Genomic DNA, 20,041 nt, shown 5'->3' on the forward strand with positions numbered 1-20,041 from the left:
TAGAATATATTTAATTCACTTTTGTACAAATTCATAAAGAAATTTATCCTGAAAAATTTCCTGAGCTATCTTCACAATCTCACCTACTGTCAAAGTATTAATATATTCTTCAACTTCTGAAGGATTAATAAAAGTTTCGTCATACCTTTTATAACGGTAGATAGCATCTTTTACTTTAATGGGATGGCTAAGACGATTTTCACTATAACTTTCTAGCACCGTCTTAATTGCATTATCAAACTCTCCTTCTGATATATTTCCTGCTAAGATATCTTCAATTTTTTCTAAGCTTCTTTTTCTGATTTGGGCCCACTCGTCAGGAAGTAGAACAAAATTAGAATGTATCTCATATCTCTTCATTGTACGGTCCAAATCACCACCAACACCGAAATAATATAGAGAAAAACCTTCAGCTCGTAATTTCTTAATCAGCTGCTGTGTCACCGCAGTCAGGACCTCAAATTTTAATTCATATTTCCAATCTTCATTGATCTGTTTCGGTTTTATATAGGAAAGACTATAATATCCATGTACATCACCTTTTGGAGATTTCAACTTTTTAAATTTAGGTCCATTTTTCAGTTTTAACTCATCTTGATTCTTAGTTCGACATTCTTTTTTCTCTATTGAACTGGGAAGATTTCCAAGATATTTTTCTATCTGGGGGAGTATGGATTGAACTTCAAAATTTCCCGTAAGGATGAACGTAAAGTCCTCGGCGCGACCATATGCCCGTTTATATATTTCAAATACCTTATCAAAATCGACATCTTTAAGTGCTTCGTCCAGTTTAATGGCACGGGGGGGCTCCGAAATATTCTTAGTAAAAGAATTTTGTAAATCTATAAAGTGGTTCAAATTAGCCTGATTATTGGCATATTGTGAAGTTTCTTTTCTCCAGCTTTCAAATGCTATTGAATCCTTTCGAGGCTCAGTGAAGAATAAATAGACTAATTGCAGTAAGTCTTCAAGTTCTTCTGAATTGGTAGTCCCCTTGATTCCTGTTTCGTTATATTGAATGTAAGGAAAAACACCCGTTTTCAGTGAAGAAGTTGAATTTAAGAATTTGCCTAATTCAAACCTGTTGAAATCACCCACGCCACTATATTTGATGATATTTGGTGAAAACAAAGCAGAGAAAAAATCTTCTTTAGGTAAACAAGAGGCTCCATATCTTCTAAATCCATGCAAATATATTTCCTGGCCCATTGAATTATCAGGTTGTAAAATTACGCTTACGCCATTTCTTAAGATAAATTTCTGGGCTCTGAATGGATAATCTGTTTCGACCTTTGTGTACCCTTCAGGTTCTAAAGATTTTATTTTTTTCGGCTTTATTAATTGTGAAGGCAGAGTTTCTAGAATAAAAGGTTCAACCGGATTTTCTAATATGTCTCTTATTAAAATCCGTATTTCTTCTTCAGAATCTAATTTAGTCTTATAAGTTTCCGGAATTAAAGCTCCTATATCCTCTGGAATACCTGCAATAACCCCTTCTAGTTCCTTATTAAACTCCTGTAATGTGAGGTTCTCAAACCAGGTCCTAAGAGATTTTGCTTTCCCATCAGGCAAAGATTCCTCCCGGGTTATAAGATGCTCTATTTCATCTTTCCAATAAGAAATACCTTCCCCTAGGAACAAGGGCCGGGTGTTAAGGTAATTTTGTTTTGCCTGTACGAATTCAGCATCGTTGATTCCAAAAGTGGCGGTTTGGTGCACCAAATAGATTACTTCTTTAATAGCCTCTCTTTCCCGTGTTTTTTCTGCCTCAATAAAAACTCTTATTGCATTTGGTAAAAATCCATTCCTGTTGGTACTCAGAGAAGATGCCTCAAAAAAAGGGTTGTATCTTTCTGACAAACTACCTAAGCGATTACTTATAACAGTACTAATTAGATCGTCTAAAATAATTTTACGTATTCCATTTCCTGATCTTAAATCCTTTGAAATTAAAGGATTACGGTAGAATAGATTGAATTGAATGACCTCCTCAGACTCCTCAAGATTCTCTTCAACGTCGTATTGAATAACTGAAAATTGAGGCGCCTTTTTATAATGGAGTTCTTTACACTGTAAAACCTCGAGATTCTCTTTTGCACTGGGTATATCACTGAATTTCCCCATAATATCTTTCTCTAATTCCTGGATATCATTAATGTTTCCCAAGATTAGAAGAACCATCCGGTCCGGACGATACCATTTCCTGTAAAAATTTTGTAAATCCAAATGAGAAAAAGTTTTATTATGTTGAACAAAATTTTCAGCATACCCCATACAAGAAAAAAGGCGCGATTCCAATAACAATTTTGCTCTACGGTTTCCTTTATTAATCTCATCTGGGGCCATTTCCTGAAGAAGTACCCCTCTTTCTCTATCTACACTTTCAGCGGAAATTATCAGTTCTGTCGCAATATCCCGAAACCAATTTAGTCCTAAATTTCTTGCTGCATTATTAGCATTTGGCACTGAAAAATCATACCGGGTGAAATTCCCTGCAGTGGTTCCATAAAAACTTCGATCATACAACCCCACCTCGGCTAGTATCTCTGGGTTGGAAGTCAAGCCGTCGGGAAAATTTGTTGTCTCCCGAAACGCCAGGTGCTCCAAGGCATGTGCAAAATCAAATTCCTCAGGCTCCTGAAAAGCCTGACCAACCTTTACATAAAAGTACATTTTAACTGGCCCCTTATAGTCGTCAATTGGTTTAATGTAATACGATACACCGTTTCCCAATTTTCCATAACGGATTGTACTGTCCACATCTACTTTCGATAGTTCTTGCTGTGCAAACATGTAATTGCAACTCCCTAGAATTAGGAGCCCTAGAAAAAAGATTCTATTTATCATTATAATTAATTTTAATATCCAGGATTTTGGGTAAGCTGATTATTTTTTATTCGCTCCTCAGCGGGTATAGGGTAAAGAATGTCTGTAGGTTGCCATGACGGATTATCTTTTTCGAAAATCTCTCCGGCCTTACCTATTCTACTTAAATCCAGCCATCTATGACCCCATTCAGCAAATAGTTCCCTTCTCCTTTCTTCCATAATCAGGTTAAGCAACTCTGCCCCTTCCAATTCGACCGTTTCAGGTATTAGATCAAGTCCAGCCCTAGTTCGGATTGCATTAATATCTGCAATAGCTTCAAAGATTTTCCCTTGAGCTGCGTAAGCTTCTGCCCTTATCAAGTATTGCTCGGCTAATCTTAGCACCATGGAGTATTCAATTATTGGTTGTTCACTACTATTCCATATTTTGTATTTATAAGAGTAAAAAGCATTTAAGGAAGAATTGTTTCCAATCCAATTGGATAGACGTTTGTCATCCGGATCGAAATTTTGGACCAAGTTTTCATTCAGCTTTACACTTGCGAAAAAGGAGAATACAGGATGAATTATAAATATATTACCCTCGTTAGTGTGGGTTGAAATATTTCCTCGGCCAATGGGAGATATCTGCCATATAGCTTCTTTACTATTAGCAAGGAACACATCATTAACGTTCTCCAGAAGTTCGTACTTACCTTCTTGGGCAATGATTTGACTACTAAAGTCTTCAGCCAATTGCCAATCTTCCAGGTACAAATAAACTCTTGCAAGTAAGGCGACAGCTGAAAGTCGAGTTACTGTAGTACGTTCTCCATTTAAGTACTCCTCTCCTAAAGAATTCAGGGAGGTTTGAAGGTCACTGATAATTTGTTGATATATCACCTCTTCTGAAGTGCGTGATGCCACTTCATTCTCGCGAAAATCTGTGCTGAGAATTAAAGGAACATCTCCGTACAGATTCACCAGATAAAAATAGGTGAAGGCTCTAACAAATTTCGCCTCTCCCTCTAAACGGCTTCGAACATCTGCTGAAATAGCATCTGACCCTTCTATTCCTTCTAATAAAGCATTAGTGAGGTATATGATATTGTAAGCGCTGGACCACAGGCTAAGGTTAAGCGTATTGTCAGGATTAATTTGATGTCGTTCAAATTCTGTCCGGCTTAAGTTGGTACTTCTGATATTCTGCACATTATCTGCAGATAATCCAGCCAAAAAAGTTACACTAGAGGTGGATCCATTACTGAAGGAGGCCAAAGCCAGCTGGTTATATATACCCGTCATAGCACTAATAGCTGTTTCGTCGCTATTGAAGACTTCCTGACTTGTAATTTTATAGTTCGGGGTTTCCAAATCCACAAATTCCTCGCAGGAAACCAATGGAATAGAAAAAAGGAAAACCAGGAGGGCCTTCCTGAGTGTTAGGTTTTTCATAATAGTCTTTTTAAAAGTTTAATTCTATGCCTCCCGTAAGTGTTCGAAGATTTGCGAATGAGGTTGGAGAATAAGGGAATTCAGGATCTAAACCGTCATAGTTAGTAAGGGTCAAAAGGTTTTGCCCGTGCAAAAAGACCTTACCTCCTTTTAAGCCCATTTTTTCTAACAAAAAAACGGGTACTTGATAGCCAAGGCTGAGGGTTTTCAGACGAAGGTAAGATGCTTCCTGTAGGACAAAATCACTTTCGATGACATTGCTATAAGCAGTCCTGGCATCAAAGGATTGAGAAATTCCTTGAAAATCACCTCCGGACTCAAATGCCTCCAAAGCCATCTCTCGTTGTACGCCTGAGGCTCCCGCGTCAAAGAAGCTAAGAACCCCTTCTTGTTTAGCAAATTGAAGTAAAAATTGCAGCGTAAAACCTTTATAGATTAGATGATTATTAATTCCCCCAAAATACTGCCTTCCCCTGTCCTGAATATGTGTCCTGTCTTCGTGATCCAATCTACCATCGTTATTAATATCCGTGAATTGATATAACCCGGTTTCAGGATCCAGCCCGTCATATTGATACATTAAACCTATGTCCAGAGGATAGCCTATCTTAAAGGTATTAGCATAAGGTGACTGTTCTATGCCGGGATATTCGACTAGTTCGTTTTTCGGGAAGGTTACATTTAAATTTGTACGCCATTGAAAATTTCGGGTATTAATGTTTGACGTAGAAATAACTATTTCCCATCCGGTATTTTCAATAAGTGCCGGTAAGTTTGCCTGAACGCTTGTAAAACCGGTAATTGCCGGGAGTGGGTAACCTACTAATTGTTTTGAGATAAGGTTTCGGTACCAGCTAACATCGAGATTTATTCTATCATTAAAGAAACCTACATTAATTGCACTTTCCAGCTTTTGATTCACTTCCCAGGAAAAATCAGGATTAGATAATCCGACGGGGTAAAGCCCTTGCGGGCCATCAGTAGCTTCATAGGCATCTAAGTATCCATAGTCTCCAATCTGATCATTACCCGTAGCCCCATAACTACCTCTAATTTTTCCAAAGGATATAAATGAGCTATGTTCATCTGAGATTGGATTTTCAGTAAAGATCCAGGCCGCTCCAACTGCTCCGAAGTTAGAAAAACGTTTGTTGGGTCCAAATCGGGACGAACCGTCCCTTCGACCGGTGAAGTTTAAAAAAAGTTTCTTCTTCCAGCTTCCTCCAACACGGGCAAAAAAAGCACTATACCTGTATTTATTTTCCGGGCTGGATGCATGTTCGATATCTTCGGCCGCGTCGAGGTTTCCTATGAGAGTTTCTGTTACATAACCCGTGCCTTGAAGACTTAAAAGTGAACCTACGTTTTCTTGAAAAGTTGTTCCTACTAAAGCCTCAAGACCTACGTTCTCAAAGTCCTTTTCAAATATAAGCTGTGGTTCAACTATCCATGAGCGCCTGTAAGAATTTAGATGAAAAGAATAATGAGGTGCCTCTTCTGCAGGATTATATGATCTTGATGGCCTCTTCTTTAGCTCTTCGCTATTATAGGTTGTATATCCCAGGCTGGTCTTGAAGTTTAGATTATTGAAAATGGAATAAGAAAAGTTTAAATTAGAGATCAAACTTCTTGTTCTTATTTCACTATTGTTATAATAGCCGGCCAAAGGATTGTTTAACCCCGCCTCTTCCCAATCTTCCCAATTGAGGTCTCCATTTTCATTTAATACGCTTGGTGCGTTAGGGGGTAAAAGAAAAGCGTATTGTGAAACATCTGATTCACCCAACAGCTGGTTCTTATCAACTCCATATGAGAGAGAAAGATTTAAGTTTAATTTATCATCCCTGGATGTATGGTTCAAGCCCAGAGATCCAGTAATCTTTTTGTAATTATAATCCCCGGGATAAATTGTTCCCTGATCATAGAAGCCTCCTCCAACTCTGAAAAAGGTCCTTTCTGAACCTCCATTTGCCGCAATGTTCACGTCTGTTGTTTCAGCTGTACCTCCAAAAAAGAAATCCTGCCAATCAGTATTTCTGGTTTGATTCCACAGGATTAAGTCATAGGCATTGTATTGATCGGGTTCCACTTGATCATTTTGAAAAGCAGCTCTCCTTAATTGGAGGTAATCAGGCGTTTCTAATAAGTCAAGGCGGCCAGGAAAGCTGGAAGTTCCAGAATAAATTCTCACATCCAAACCAGTAGCACCAGATTTTCCTGTTTTTGTGGTAATAAGAATAACCCCGTTGGCACCCCTTGAGCCGTAAATCGCTGTCGCATCGGCATCTTTTAATACTTCGATGCTTTCAATATTTGACAGGTTTAAGCCGTTCAAGGGATCCATTCCCAGGCTCCCAAACATGCTGTTGGTTTCAACAGGCAAAGAACTTATGGGTACCCCGTCTATGATATAAAGAGGGAAATTCCCTTCTTCTCTTAGACTATTAATTCCACGTATTCTTATTGTATTTGCTGCTCCTACCTGGGCACCTCCAGAAATGATCTCTACCCCCGCCATTCTTCCCTGCAGGGCCAGCAGCGGATTCACCACCGGCTGTAGTTCTATCTCCTCTGCGGTGACACGGGAAATATTTCCTGTACTTTCTCTCCTGGTTGTATTATAGTAACCGGCGTTGATCTGCACTTCATCAAGAGCAGTGATATCTTCTACCAACCGCACATTGATTTCCCGCCGACCATCAACAGATATTTCCATGGCTTTAAAACCTACATATGAAAACTCCAGTACTCCCTGTGGATCTACTGCTATTTTATATTCCCCGTCTATGTTTGTGGCTGTACCCTTGTTGCTGCCTTTTACGGTCACTGTGACTCCCGGCAGGGGCATTCCTTGTTCGTCTGTCACCACTCCGGTGACTGTTTCCTGCAAAGTAGCAGGAAGTCCTGCAGCATATCCTTTAATCGTTAAAGCATACAGGAAGACGATTATGGTGATAAGCGCGATTATTACTAACCGGCTGTAATTATTTTTCATAATTTTGTAATGGTTAAATGAAACGTAGTTTTATTTAATGCAGGCCTTCCAGCGTCCTTCGCCAAAAGTGACTGGAAGGCCATTTTTTTTTGATGTTCACTTGTTCCTGGAACAAGGGTAGGATGCTTATTTGCCGGGGGGCTAGCAAATTTGCAGGGTTAATTTTTGTTACTGTTTCATTGGCATGCGCTTTTTATTTTTAAAAGTTTCATCCCTCATAAGAGGGCAAAATGTCACCCACCCACCCATCACCATTACAAGTTGTAGGATTTGTGTAATGGTTACCCACGGGTACTAACGGCTAAACTAGTCACCCTGCAAGCTTTGCTCTTCAATATGAAATAAGGCTAATAGTAGAAGGAGCAAAGCCAAAAGTTCATTTTGTTTTGTGAAACTTCTTAAGAAGAAACGGCTTTGAAAAGAAGAGTATCGGGGGACGTCTTAATGAGGGGAAACAAAAAGGCGTGGATACTCAACTTAACGAACAGAGGTACTGGTATACCGTGCAACGAATAAGAGAGCCCACGCCCGGGTCGTGAGCATCTTGCTTATCATCTCGTTGCTAAAAATTACCAGTTTTCTGTTCGAGATTCAAAGCGAAATGCTTCTATATTATTTAAAGAAGATTCGCAAAGTTATTATTCTGGGACCAATATAAAAATAAAATTATTGTTGCGGACATATGTCCGCATTTTTTTTCTGTTAAATCTTTTGATTTGTTTAAAATGCAGGATATCTATTCAAAAATAAATCGACGAATTTCTCAATGGATCTCTTGTGCCAGCTCAAATAGGGACTTTGCCCTAAGTCATAATATTGATGAAAAAACTGTCCGCCGGATTTTAACAGGGGAATACAAAATTTCAATTAGAACACTTGAAAAAATCTGCGAAGCGCGTAATTTACCCCTATCTGAATTCTTCAAAAGAATAGAAAAGGATTAATAAACCGTTATTCAGTTTCCCCAGGAGAAAATCCTCTAGAGTATCTGTATAACAGATCACCTTCAATAAAACTCCTCTTTTCAACCACTTTGTTCCTCCATAGGTTATATTTTAGGGTGAAGACGATATCATACTCCTGTCCTGGTTAAAAATCATTTTTCATTATTTATCGCTTAAAAAAGCGTTTTTCATACGGAATAACCATTTTTCATCGTAACTTTATAATCGAATTTCATGATAAACCTCTATGAATAATTATTTTTCACGCCAGGTAATTAATTTTCACGGGCGTCAGCTCCCTGAAGAGGGATTTCTGGTAGGATATTCACAACTCATCGAAATAATTGAAAGCCGGTTCGAAATTGAAATACCTTTACCAGATAAATTGGCAATGGCCACAAAAAAGCACCAACGTTATGATACAGAGTACTGGCAGGTGTTCACCATTAGGCATAAACCCAATGACAATTTAAAAAGCCATTTAGTATTTGCCCTAAAATATGAGGCTTTAGATCTCTATATCCTAAAAAAGTTCTTCGAGTTGATGGGAAAAGAGGTTGTATTACAAATGATCCATGAAGAACCTACAAGTCAATACACCAGGAGAGCGTGGTTTTTATATGAATGGTTATTAAAAGAACAACTAGAGGTTCCAAACCTTAAAACAGGCACTTATGTAGATGTTGTAGACGCATCACTTCAGTTCCCAGGATTAATTGTTACCTCATCCCGTCACCGGGTAAGGAACAACCTGCCCGGCACACAAGATTTTTGCCCCATGATACGTAAAACGCAAAAGCTGGAACATTATATTGAAAAGGATTTATCCAGGGCCATTGAAAAAGGTTTGGGAAAAAGGGATAGAGATTTGATACGACGAACGGCAGCCTTTTTACTATTAAAAGATTCTAAGGCCTCATTTGCCATTGAAGGAGAATACCCTCCAAACGTTCGGGCTCGAAATTGGGGGAAAGCAATAGGGCAATCAGGGAAAATCCCATTAAACATTGAGGAAATAGTACGCTTGCAGGAAATTGTAATCGGGAATAAAAAACTCAAAAATATGGGAATCAGGAAGGAAGAAGGTTTCATAGGAGAGCACGACAGGGAAACCTTTACACCAATGCCCGATCATATATCTGCAAAGGCTAAAGATTTGCCTTCCCTCATGCAAGGTTTGTTCGAAACCAATACTCTTTTGCAGCAGGCAGGTTATGATGCTGTACTAACCGCAGCAACGATAGCTTTTGGCTTTGTATTTATCCATCCTTTATCTGATGGAAACGGAAGAATTCACCGCTATATCATACATCATATCCTCAGTAGGATGGGGTATACCAAAAGGGGGATGATCTTTCCTGTTTCCTCGGCAATTCTGGATCGTATTGATGAATATCAGGATATTCTGGAACATTTTTCATCCCCGAGAGTTAATCTAATCCAGTGGAAAGGAACTCAAGATCACAATGTGGAAATTTTAAATGAGACTATAGACCTGTACCAATATTGGGACCTTACAAAACAAGCTGAATTCTTATACGAATGTGTAAAAGATACAATAGAAAAAATTATTCCCTCAGAACTGGATTATCTGGAAAAATATGATCGAATGACTCAAATAATTAATGAGCATTTTTCCATGCCTGATACAAAGGTGGACTTGTTGATAAAGTTCCTAAATCAAAATCAGGGAAAATTATCAAATAAGAAAAGAGAGAAACAGTTTGAAGAGCTAAGTAGTGAAGAAATCAAAATTATAGAAAACGCATTTCAGGATATCTTCGGAAATGCATGAATTTATCTAAATCTTATAATAAGCCGGGTCAACGCCCTCTACAGCACCTATATCGCAGAAGTTGGAAATAGGTAAAAAGGAAGACGCCCACGCTGCCATTCGATTAGCAGTGCAAAAAGAATTACGGGGGAAAATGTCATTTTCTAAATTTGATAATTTTCTGAAGGAAGTGATGGAGTAGGCCTAGGGGCAGTACAGGAATTCGTATATCATCACCACTCTTACTGAAGGCTGAAACAGTTGATAATCCTTTCTTTATTCCGACAGAGTGAAATACATATTTATCCTCTCAAATATTGTTAAATAAATCCGTACTACGACTCACCTACCGAAATCACTACTCGGTCAATTATACCAACTTTTTTTATAGTCTTAAAAGATAAAACATAGAGAAATAGAGTAAAAACTAACAACAAGACTCTAAATTTCAAGATGTTAAATTTTGACCGTACTACGGTCGTACTGGGGAATAATATCCAGTAAATCCTCCCAACTTTGTAGAACGAAAGTCAAACCTTGATAGGGACTATCAACTAAAAAAATTTAATCATTTGATAGTCCCTTTCTTTAAAAACCGTTCTATTATGCCGACAAGTATTATTACCACCGACGATCTTCGAGAGTTCAAATTAGAATTGCTCGAGGAGATTAGAGATCTCATCATCAAACAATCATCAGGAACTTTGAAGAAATATCTAAAATCTTCAGATGTGATGGATCTGCTCCAGGTAAGTCCGGGAACACTTCAGAATTTAAGAATTAACGGAACCTTACCCTACACCAAAGTTGGAGGAATTATTTACTATGATGCCGAGGAAATCCAAAATGTAATGACCGCCAATCGGGTGCATCACAATTTTGATTAGTTATCATGAATTACATTAAGCAACTGAATGCGGCTTTTGAAAAGTTTTTTTTTGATGACCGTTTGAATCCGACCCATATTAGCTTGTATATGGCCTTATTCCAGGAGTGGAACAGCAGCCGGTTTGCAAGTGAGTTTTTCATTAACCGAAGGGAATTGATGCGTGTGGCCAAGATCGGCTCAAAATCTACTTATCATAGGTGCATGGTAGATCTTGATTCTTGGAACTACCTTACCTATTTCCCATCCAATAATCCATACAAAGGCAGTAAAATCAAGATGTTCGATTTTGAGACATCAGATAAATCGTTCATGGAAGATCACGATCCTATATTGGAACAGCTCGCGGAACAGTATCATCCCAAAAATGAACCAGTAGTGTACCGACACTGTCCCAATAGTGGCCAAGCAGCGAAGCCGCACCGTCCCATGAGTGGACAAGCATTAGTATCTAATATAAACAGTACTAAACATGTAAACATTAATAAACAGCCAAAGAACAGGAAGGCTATTTTATATTTTTTCAAAGAAAAAGGTTTTTCTGCCGATGAAGGAAAAAAATTCTTTGAACATTATGAAGCTAACGAATGGAAAACAAGGGATGGAAAAGCAATTCATGATTGGCAGGCCTTAGCCGTAAACTGGATGGATCGAACCAAACTATTTGCTGTAGAAAACAAAACAAATAAAAAGGGAGCATCCCAAAATCGGGACAACCTGCGAACCACTAAAACCAAGGATTATGGACAACCCCTCTAAAATCATGGAAGGTGGCATAGAGTATTCGCTTGGCACGTTTGATGGAAAATCGGTGCTTTACGATTTTCCTAAAATCCTGGTTTACCTAAATGCGAAAGGAAAGCTCCTGTTTGGCGAGAATTTCAAAATCTACAAGGAAGACAGGGATATTTTGCTAAAGCTGTGCTCGTACTTTATCAAGGATAAAGTGAACTGCGATAAATTTGAAATCGATATCAAGAAAGGCCTTCTATTGTCTGGTCCAGTAGGATGTGGAAAAACCAGCTTAATGAAACTACTTCGCCACCTGGTTCCTCTGCGACGGCCATACGAAATGATTCCAAGCCGTAATGTAACCTTTAGTTTCAACCATCTTGGGTACAAGACGATTGAAGATTACGGAAATACAAAATTCTACTGCTTTGACGATTTAGGGATAGAACCTCCCGGAAGGTTCTACGGAAAAGATTGTAATGTAATGGGGGAAGTTCTTTTATCGCGCCATGAACTTTTTCTACAAACAAACCAGAAAATTAAAACCCATGCCACGACAAACCTGAACGCTGAAGAGCTGGAGGATCGTTACGGAAACCGCGTTCGCAGCCGAATGCGCGAGTTATTCAATCTTATAGCTTTTGATGAAAATGCAGTGGATAAAAGAAAATAAAAATGAAGTATCTAGAGTATAAGTTTGACCAACTATTCACACAGCATATCACCGGACAATATCCTATTTTTTGATGCCCGATAGATGCTTAAAAATCTCTAACACAAAAGCTTTTACAACATTCCCAATACTCCTAATTACCTTTAAAAATGCTTCTTTCATTATTCCGATTTTGAATGATTATTTATTCCTGATAAAATAGCCAATGCTATTGCTGTAATACCTGATGATCTCGAAAAATGCACTGCCTCAACCGGATTATTTAGAAAACCCACTTCAATTAGAATAGCCGGACAAAACCTAATCATTTCCCTGAGAACCTGAAATTTGGCCAACTTCATACCTCTATTTGCAATTTTTATGTTAAGGGTAGCCTCTCTTACAATCTCATTCCCAAGAGCGATTGAAGTTCTGGTATTATTGTCAACTATTGTAATTCCAGAATTGAAGGTGAAAATTTCCATTCCCCTGGCGACGCTATAAAAGGAATTGCAGTGCAAGGAAATAAATAGATCTCCCCTTAATGATTTTGCTAAGTTGATTCTTTCGGAAAGGGTTAAAAAACTATCATTATATCTTGTAAGATAAATATCATACTCATCTCCAAATATTGATTTATTGAGCCTGATCATTTCTTTTCCTATTGCCAGGACAACATCTTTTTCCTGGATTCCATTTATTCCGATGGCACCAGGGTCTTTTCCTCCATGACCAACATCGACAATGATTCTTTTTTGATATTCTTTTTCCTGCCCAAAAATGACACACATTTTCAGGAGCAAAACCAGAAAAATGACGTTTTTCAGCCTCATGAGCATTGAGGATTTTCAGGTTGTTACCAGTTCTCCTGGTGATTTCAATTCAATTTGACATCATTTAATATCAAACTAACCTATTGAAAATCAAATATTATTTTCTGTTTATTATGCTGATTTTCAACGTATTATATTGAAATATATGTATTTTTTCTATAACAAAAACAGTACAAAACTTAAAACTGTGCGTTATGAAAAAATCAATCTATCCAACACTTTTTTTGTCCCTGATTTCTTTCCCGCTTTTTGCACAAATCGGGGGAATTGAAAATTCGGTTAATGATATTGCCGATACTATCCGGACCATCTTCCCCATCCTCCTTGGAGTGATTTTTCTTGTTGGTTTCCTGTTTAACGCAGGCCATTTCTTTGGGGAAAATGCAGACCTTAAAAAGGGGATTACCCGGGTGCTCGTCTTTGTCCTTATCGCAGGAGCAGTAGTTGGCATCTTCACTTACTTAATTTCAATCGTGGTCTAATGAAACAATTTGAAGTCTATAGAAACATTAGGAAAGGGGCTGTCATTTTTGGGCTGCCCATCTCCTCCTTTGCTTTAATGATGATTTGCGTAGTAGCTTCATTACTGGTCATCATTTTCTCTTTTAGCTTCTGGATCATCATTGGTGCTTTGATCTTCAATTGTATCTTTTATTTAGTACTAATCAAAATAACCAGAACATCACAGCTCTTTCAGGTGTCGGTAAGATTTCCAGAAATCATCAGCAACAGAAGAAATTCAAATTTTAATTATGAATAAGATTAATCTTACGGACTTTACGCCCATAATCGATATTCAGGACAATATCATTTTTGCCAATAATGGTAACGTGATTCTTTGCTATGAGGGGATGTTACCTGAAATCTATTCTTTATCCGAAAAGGATTTAGAAGATATTCATGGAGTTTGGTTCCAGGCTCTAAAATCTTTGCCTACAGGCATTGTTGTACACAAACAGGACATTTATTTAAAAAAATCTTATTCTGCGGAGTTATTGCCAAATACTACCTTTTTAGAAAAGGCAACACACGAACATTTTAAAGGCAGGGAATTTATGGAACATCGCTGCTATCTGTTTTTTATCCTCACCAAAAACAAAACAATAAATAACCCGAAATATGTCAATCCATTTCGAAAGGTCTCAAAAGGGACGTGGCAAGAACTGGATGATAATATAAATAGTTTCATCAGCTCTGTCAGCGATTCCATTTCCTTCATCAATAATAGCCGAAAGATGTCTTTTGTTCCCCTTGATGAAGTGGAAATTCAAGCTTTGACCAATAGCTTCTTTAATGGATTTCAGGAAGGTTTTGATACAGATATGCTACTGAAGAAATCCAATATTCAGGTTGGCGATAATTTTTTTGATGTCCTTGCTATCAACAGCGAACGCTGTTTTGGCGAAACTGTTCAGAGCAGTAAGGTCAACGAAAGGTTTACTTCGGATGATTTTGTATTCCACCAGGGTTTAATTGACGGCCTCGGCTTGACCTTTAATGAAAATCATATGGTGAACCAGATTCTCTACCTCGATGACAAACAAAAATGGCGGAAGCTTCTTGATAATAAAATTGAAGAACTTCATAAGAGTTCAAATTTCGGATCTCAGAACAAGGTGGTGCTGGGTAAAATTCAGCATATCCTTGACCAGATTAATGCGGATGATACCTCAAGGATTATCCGTGGCCACCTCAATGTCATCTATTGGGCTAAGGAAGCCGGAGAGCTGGCTCAGATAGCTTCAAAGGTAAAGACTGAATTTAAGGAACTGGATATTACGCCGTATTACCCGAGGGGAGAGGAACGAAAAAACTATGTTCTAAATAGCTACTGTTGCTTTTCTTCCAATTTTTCCAATGCAGATTTATATGTGACCGATTTAAAACATGCGCTTTGCCTGCTGATCAATAACACAAATTACCAATCGGATCCTACAGGAATCATCTTCAATGATCGGGAACACAATATTCCGGTGCTAAAGGATGTATGGGATGAAGGAAAGAAGCGGATTAAAGCGCGGAACTTTGCCATTTTTGCCCCTACAGGAGAAGGAAAATCTTTTCTGGCCAATAACATTCTGCGCCAGTACTTTGAGAGCGGAGTTCGCCTGGTGATCATTGATCTCGGTGGCTCCTATACAAAATTCGCAAAACTATATCCTGAAAAGTATACTGTTCTGAGATATGAAAGCGGGAAAAATTTGGGTATCAATCCGTTTTACATCAGTAATTCAGAAGATATCACGCCAGAACGGCTGGAGGATTTGTCGATGTTCCTGTTTGAACTCTTCGGTTCAGATTTAAAAGTCACCAAAGCACAATCAGTTTCGATCAGAAAGATATTGCTCCACTACTATTCGAATGTTCCTGAAAAGCATTCCCTGGATAATTTTTATCGGTTTGTAGAAACCAATCAAAAGGATCTCCTGCAAAAACTGAAGATCCATGTGGATTACTTCAACATAGTGAACTTCCTGCACGTGATGTCTGAATATGTTGGAGATGGTCTGTACAGTTTCCTTTTTGAGATTAGCGAAGACCAGACTTATAAAATTGAAGATAAAAGATTGATTGTTTTTGAGCTTGATGAAGTAAAGGATAACAAGGAAGTTCTTTCTGTGATGCTGAAATTGATCAAGACCGCCATCCAACGGACCATCTGGAAGAACAGAGCAGAGAAAGGGATCATTCTCTTCGACGAATTTGCCAAGCAGCTGAAATTCGAGAATGTACTGGAAAGCGTGGAATTCTACTATCAGGCCATTCGGAAACAGAACGGGGCGATTGGTATCATCTTGCAATCCATTAACCAATTACCAAAGAATGCCACCTCGGCCAGTATCCTGGAGAACACCCAGGTCATTTACAGCCTGCACAATGAAAAGGGATATAACGAGCTGGCCAAGCGGTTAAACCTTTCCAGTCACGATCTTAACCAGTTAAAATCTATCAGGAACAATCTTTCCGGGGAACGAAAGTACACAGAAATGTTTATCAAGATTGGGAAGGAAAGCAATGTCTTTCGTCTGGAGGTACCAAGGGAAGTTTATGCAGCTTATTTAACCGATGGATTCGAAAATGAAGAAATAATGAGGCTCTATCGGGAACATAAGGATATGGAAAAGGCCATTAGGCTATACACAACAGAAAATCGGCTAACTATAAAAATTTAAAAACATGAAAAATTTACTTTTAACCTTAAGTCTGATACTATTTATAAATGCCAGTTCCGCCGGTCAGGGAATGCCGGTGTACGATAACACGAACTTTATCAGCCTGGTGAAGTCACTAGTTGAATCTGCCAAGCAAACCGCCCAACTCTTAAAAACTGTAGAATTTCTAAAACAGCAGAAAGAAAATCTTGAAAAGGTGAATTCTGTGGTGAAGCAACTGAAGGCAGTTCGTGAAATAGGCCGAAACAATCAACGTCTTATTGGGATAATGCAAAATGATCTAAGAGAAATCCTGGACTCTCCCTATATCAAACCGGAAGAAGTTACACGGATATCGGAATCTTTTAATGCCATTGTAGATAATTCTTTGGAAACAATGGATTTCATAGATGAAATCTTGTCCAGTGATTATCTAAAAATGAGTGACGGGGAGCGTACAGAAATGCTTCAGGAAAAGGAAATGCAGTCCAGGGAAATGGTTATGGAGATCAATATGAAAACCAACCGCTATCGGAATATCATTTCTTTCAGAAAGATGCAGGATAAGATCAACAATCGTGAAACAAATTTTTAGAGATGAGTGTTATCATTCTTTTAGGAATTGGACTGGAATATGTAGATACTGTTTTCCAGACCATACAGAACAGTGAATTTTCACAGTACACCATAGTGGGAATGAAAACGCTGGCTGTGCTCTTTTTTCTTGTGAACATCCTTAAGAAATACAATGAAGGCATTGCCGATAAGGAAGGTTATACCTGGGGACTGAGCCCGGGGGAACTTGCAAAGAATTTTGCAGTTGTGCTATTGGTAATTTTCTCCACACAGATTTTAGGATTTTTTGATGAAATTTTAGTGGCCATTGAAGATCGCTATCGAGATACGGCTCCTGCTTTGCTACCCTTACAAATGCAGGACATCCCCATTGAAGAAGATGTAAGCATTGTGGATGCTGCAAGAAAGGCCATGTCTTTGTTGTACGAATTCCTAATTACTCCCTTGTATGGCTTCAAAATGATAGCTTTTATTCTAAGTCTTCTACTATGGATATTGGACCTGTTCATCTATCCATTGTTCCTGGCTGAACGTTATTTTTTATTAGGGTTAATGCAGGCTTTTTTTCCATTGGTCATTAGCCTGGCCGTGTTCGAGAAGTTTCGTTCCCTGGCGTATAACTTCTTCAAGTTATATGCCGCAGTCTATATGCTCGTTCCGGCATTTTTCCTGGTAAACGTTTTTATAAATGCCATATACACGGAAATTAATACCAATTTTTGGACGAACCTTTTCGGTACTGACGTGGGTGGTCATTTTTTTGCCCCAGTAGTTGAACTGGGATCCATCGGGTTTATCTTTTTTCTAAAGTTTAAACTTTACAGGCGGGCAACTTCTTTTACACTAAGACTTTTTACATCATGAAAACACCTTATCAAAATATATATTCCGTGTTAAAGCTAAACAGGTTTGTAGTTATTGCTGTAGTTATTTGCGCATTCTCTTCGAGCATCTTTTCGGGATGGACAGCATTTTCAATTCATAAAAGAGCACTGAACAGTGCCTTTGCGGTTAATACAAACGGCGAGGTAATTCCGTTACAACTGGTTTCCCAAAAAGAAAACTTCAGGGTGGAAGCACTGGCACATTTAGAGTTATTTCACAATTACTTCTATAACATCGATGCCAGCAATTATGAGAAAAATCTTAAAAAAGCACTTTGGCTGGGAAATAGCTCTGTCGATAATCTATACCGTCAGAAGAAAGCTGATGGCGTTTACAATAGATTAATTCAATATTCCCTGGTTCAAAAGGTACTTAGTATAAACTCTGAAGTAGAGGAAAAAGAAGAAAAGTACAGCTTTAAAACCATTATAATTTTTGAAATCAACCGCGGATCCGTGATCGATACATATGAGCTGGTTTCCACAGGAAATCTGCTCACTGTAGATCGAAATTTTCCCAACAACCCACACGGGTTGCTTATCACAAACTACTTTGAAAATACCTTAAAGAAACTAACTAATGAAAATTGAGAAGAACAAAATAGTGTTTGGGGCTGTTATGGCAATAATACTCCTATTTCTAATCTCCTATTCGCTAATGATTCTTGGCGATGACGAAGGTGAAAGCCAAAATTTGAAACAAACTTTGGTTCCTGAACTAGAAGAGGAATCGAAGGAATACGATTCTAAACTTGATGCCATAAATGATTTGAGGGAAGTACGGGAAACCAACGCTCCCAGTATCTACGATGAGAAGCTGATAGATTCCCTGGGCTTCTATGATACAGAGTTAACCGAAAAGGAAAAGGAAAGGATTGTTGACAGTATCTATAAATCCGGACGTATAAAATATTCAGAAGGAATAGACCAGGAATTCACGCCAGAACAAAAAATTACCACCCACACTCCTCAATTAGAAATTGAGGAGATACAGCAGGAACATAAAATTGAAGCTAAGGAAATGGGATTGGAGCATCAACTGTTCTTTGCCTCCTCCCCTACTTCAGACAGTCGGTTTGTTGCAGCGGATATTCCTTCGGTTGTATATGCTGTAGTCGATGGGAACCAGGTCGTAAAGACCAATTCTAGACTTCGGATGCGCTTGACATCCACTGCAAAGATCAATGATCAATGGATACCCAAAAATACTGTTGTCTATGGTTTTATCAGTTTTCAGCCGAACCGGACACTGGTCGAAGTTGAAAATATAGATCATCATCCGGTAAACCTGAAGGCTTTCGACCTCCAGGATGGCAGCGAAGGTATTTATGTGGAAAACAGTTTCCGGGCCGAGGCAACCAGTGAGGTTCTGGATGATATCATACAGGACATAAACATTCCAAGTGTGCCACAAATTAGTGGAATAACCAAGGTACTTAGGCGCAATAACCGGAACGTCAAAGTAACCGTACTTAATGATTACAAACTCATTTTAAAATCTGACCTATGAAAACTAATATCTTATTCCTCCTGTTTTTCACCTCTTTTGCATTTCGTCCTTGTGTGGCACAGGAACGAAAAATCCTCGATACCATTTTTGCAAATGAGCAAAAAAATGTGGCCCTATTCTTTCCGGAACCTATTCGGCAGGGAATAACAGGTTCTGACAATTTTGTTTTTACATATAACCGGGAAACGGAACAGCATTTCGGACTCTTACAGGCCAAGCCTGGTAAAGAAAGTAATCTTCTGGTAATCAACTCAAACGGCTCTGTTTTTTCTTACATTGTAAGGTATAAGGAACAGCTTGATCAGCTGAACTATTTTGTTTTAGAATCTGACACCATAGGCAATGAAAAGCCTGTGGTCATTGGTGAGTCCCCAATACAGAAGGGAGATCTCAACGAAAGGGACAAAACCTCCTACTACGACAAATTTTGCTCCTTTCTGGTTGAACGCAAACAAAGAATAGGGCGATTAACAAAACGGAATCAGTCTATTATTTTAAGCGTTGAAAATATTGTATTTGAAAAGGAAGAACTCTATTTCGTTATTTATATAGAAAACAAGTCATCCCTGGATTATGATTTGAATTTCCTAAATTTTGGAATTGAGACCAGGCAAAAAGGTAAAAAGAAATCTTCTCAGACCATTTATCACGAACCATTATTTACATATGGTCTGCCCACTAGAGTCAAAGAAGGTGAAACAGAGAAACTGGTGTATGTGCTACCCAAATTTTCTTTGGGAGATGACCGTAGGGTAATACTGGAACTAAATGAAAAAAACGGCGGGAGAAATATAAAATTAAAAGTACCACAAAAATATATCAATAACCCCAACTAGAAACA

General features: G+C 38.4%; 17 protein-coding genes. 12 read left to right on the forward strand and 5 right to left on the reverse strand.

What is annotated here, in order from left to right; genetic code table 11:
* Positions 1-15: 15 nt before the first annotated feature.
* From HC175_RS07195 to HC175_RS07205, 3 genes are all read right to left on the reverse strand, one after another.
* On the reverse strand, positions 16-2,793 hold the full coding sequence (locus tag HC175_RS07195; protein ID WP_168137812.1) for a M16 family metallopeptidase: 2,778 nt from the start codon (positions 2,791-2,793) through the stop codon (positions 16-18).
* Positions 2,794-2,858: 65 nt separating this feature from the next.
* A complete protein-coding gene (locus tag HC175_RS07200; protein WP_317172099.1) occupies positions 2,859-4,187 on the reverse strand; it encodes a RagB/SusD family nutrient uptake outer membrane protein in 1,329 nt (442 codons plus the stop codon).
* Positions 4,188-4,272: 85 nt separating this feature from the next.
* Positions 4,273-7,257, reverse strand: coding sequence for a SusC/RagA family TonB-linked outer membrane protein (locus HC175_RS07205; RefSeq protein ID WP_168137814.1), 2,985 nt, complete (start codon positions 7,255-7,257; stop codon positions 4,273-4,275).
* A gap of 725 nt (positions 7,258-7,982) precedes the next feature.
* Between HC175_RS07205 and HC175_RS24755 the strand changes: the two genes are divergently transcribed.
* The 5 genes from HC175_RS24755 (at position 7,983) to HC175_RS07225 (ending at position 12,266) form a co-directional block, all read left to right on the forward strand.
* Positions 7,983-8,201, forward strand: coding sequence for a helix-turn-helix domain-containing protein (locus HC175_RS24755; RefSeq protein ID WP_369074329.1), 219 nt, complete (start codon positions 7,983-7,985; stop codon positions 8,199-8,201).
* Positions 8,202-8,448: 247 nt separating this feature from the next.
* Positions 8,449-9,996 carry a Fic family protein gene (locus HC175_RS07210; protein WP_168137815.1) on the forward strand — a complete coding sequence of 516 codons (1,548 nt, stop codon included), beginning with the start codon at positions 8,449-8,451 and terminating at the stop codon, positions 9,994-9,996.
* A gap of 584 nt (positions 9,997-10,580) precedes the next feature.
* Positions 10,581-10,862: a helix-turn-helix domain-containing protein gene (locus HC175_RS07215; protein ID WP_168137816.1), complete on the forward strand. Its 282-nt coding sequence runs from the start codon at positions 10,581-10,583 to the stop codon at positions 10,860-10,862.
* Positions 10,863-10,867: 5 nt separating this feature from the next.
* Positions 10,868-11,620, forward strand: coding sequence for a hypothetical protein (locus tag HC175_RS07220; RefSeq protein WP_168137817.1), 753 nt, complete (start codon positions 10,868-10,870; stop codon positions 11,618-11,620).
* Positions 11,604-12,266: a P-loop NTPase family protein gene (locus tag HC175_RS07225; protein WP_168137818.1), complete on the forward strand. Its 663-nt coding sequence runs from the start codon at positions 11,604-11,606 to the stop codon at positions 12,264-12,266. The genes HC175_RS07220 and HC175_RS07225 overlap by 17 nt, the downstream gene beginning before the upstream one ends.
* A 161-nt stretch (positions 12,267-12,427) precedes the next feature.
* Here HC175_RS07225 and HC175_RS07230 read toward each other — a convergent pair whose 3' ends face one another.
* Entirely contained in the window at positions 12,428-13,078 is a 651-nt protein-coding gene (locus HC175_RS07230) for an N-acetylmuramoyl-L-alanine amidase family protein (RefSeq protein ID WP_235942548.1), read from the reverse strand.
* 194 nt (positions 13,079-13,272) lie between these two features.
* Here HC175_RS07230 and HC175_RS07235 point away from each other — a divergent pair, with 194 nt between their 5' ends.
* The gene (locus HC175_RS07235) at positions 13,273-13,560 is read left to right on the forward strand and encodes a hypothetical protein (protein ID WP_168137820.1); all 288 of its coding nucleotides are present in this window, start codon (positions 13,273-13,275) and stop codon (positions 13,558-13,560) included.
* A 16-nt stretch (positions 13,561-13,576) separates the two neighbouring features.
* Here HC175_RS07235 and HC175_RS24695 read toward each other — a convergent pair whose 3' ends face one another.
* The gene (locus HC175_RS24695) at positions 13,577-13,720 is read right to left on the reverse strand and encodes a hypothetical protein (protein WP_209309947.1); all 144 of its coding nucleotides are present in this window, start codon (positions 13,718-13,720) and stop codon (positions 13,577-13,579) included.
* Between the two features lie 110 nt (positions 13,721-13,830).
* Between HC175_RS24695 and HC175_RS07245 the strand changes: the two genes are divergently transcribed.
* The 6 genes from HC175_RS07245 to HC175_RS07270 are packed head-to-tail and all read left to right on the forward strand — an operon-like array spanning position 13,831 to position 20,036.
* The gene (locus HC175_RS07245) at positions 13,831-16,251 is read left to right on the forward strand and encodes a TraG family conjugative transposon ATPase (RefSeq protein WP_168137822.1); all 2,421 of its coding nucleotides are present in this window, start codon (positions 13,831-13,833) and stop codon (positions 16,249-16,251) included.
* Between the two features lie 4 nt (positions 16,252-16,255).
* The gene (locus tag HC175_RS07250; RefSeq protein ID WP_168137823.1) at positions 16,256-16,825 is read left to right on the forward strand and encodes a conjugal transfer protein; all 570 of its coding nucleotides are present in this window, start codon (positions 16,256-16,258) and stop codon (positions 16,823-16,825) included.
* A 2-nt stretch (positions 16,826-16,827) separates the two neighbouring features.
* Complete coding sequence (locus HC175_RS07255) at positions 16,828-17,670, forward strand: hypothetical protein (protein ID WP_168137824.1); 843 nt, start codon at positions 16,828-16,830, stop codon at positions 17,668-17,670.
* Positions 17,667-18,281 (forward strand): conjugal transfer protein TraK, encoded by a 615-nt coding sequence (locus tag HC175_RS07260; RefSeq protein ID WP_168137825.1) that lies wholly within the window; start codon positions 17,667-17,669, stop codon positions 18,279-18,281. Before HC175_RS07255 ends, HC175_RS07260 begins: the two co-directional genes overlap by 4 nt.
* Complete coding sequence (gene traM, locus HC175_RS07265; RefSeq protein WP_168137826.1) at positions 18,271-19,200, forward strand: conjugative transposon protein TraM; 930 nt, start codon at positions 18,271-18,273, stop codon at positions 19,198-19,200. Before HC175_RS07260 ends, traM begins: the two co-directional genes overlap by 11 nt.
* Entirely contained in the window at positions 19,197-20,036 is an 840-nt protein-coding gene (locus HC175_RS07270) for a DUF4138 domain-containing protein (protein ID WP_168137827.1), read from the forward strand. The genes traM and HC175_RS07270 overlap by 4 nt, the downstream gene beginning before the upstream one ends.
* Positions 20,037-20,041 lie beyond the last annotated feature (5 nt).

The organism is Salinimicrobium oceani (assembly GCF_012037645.1).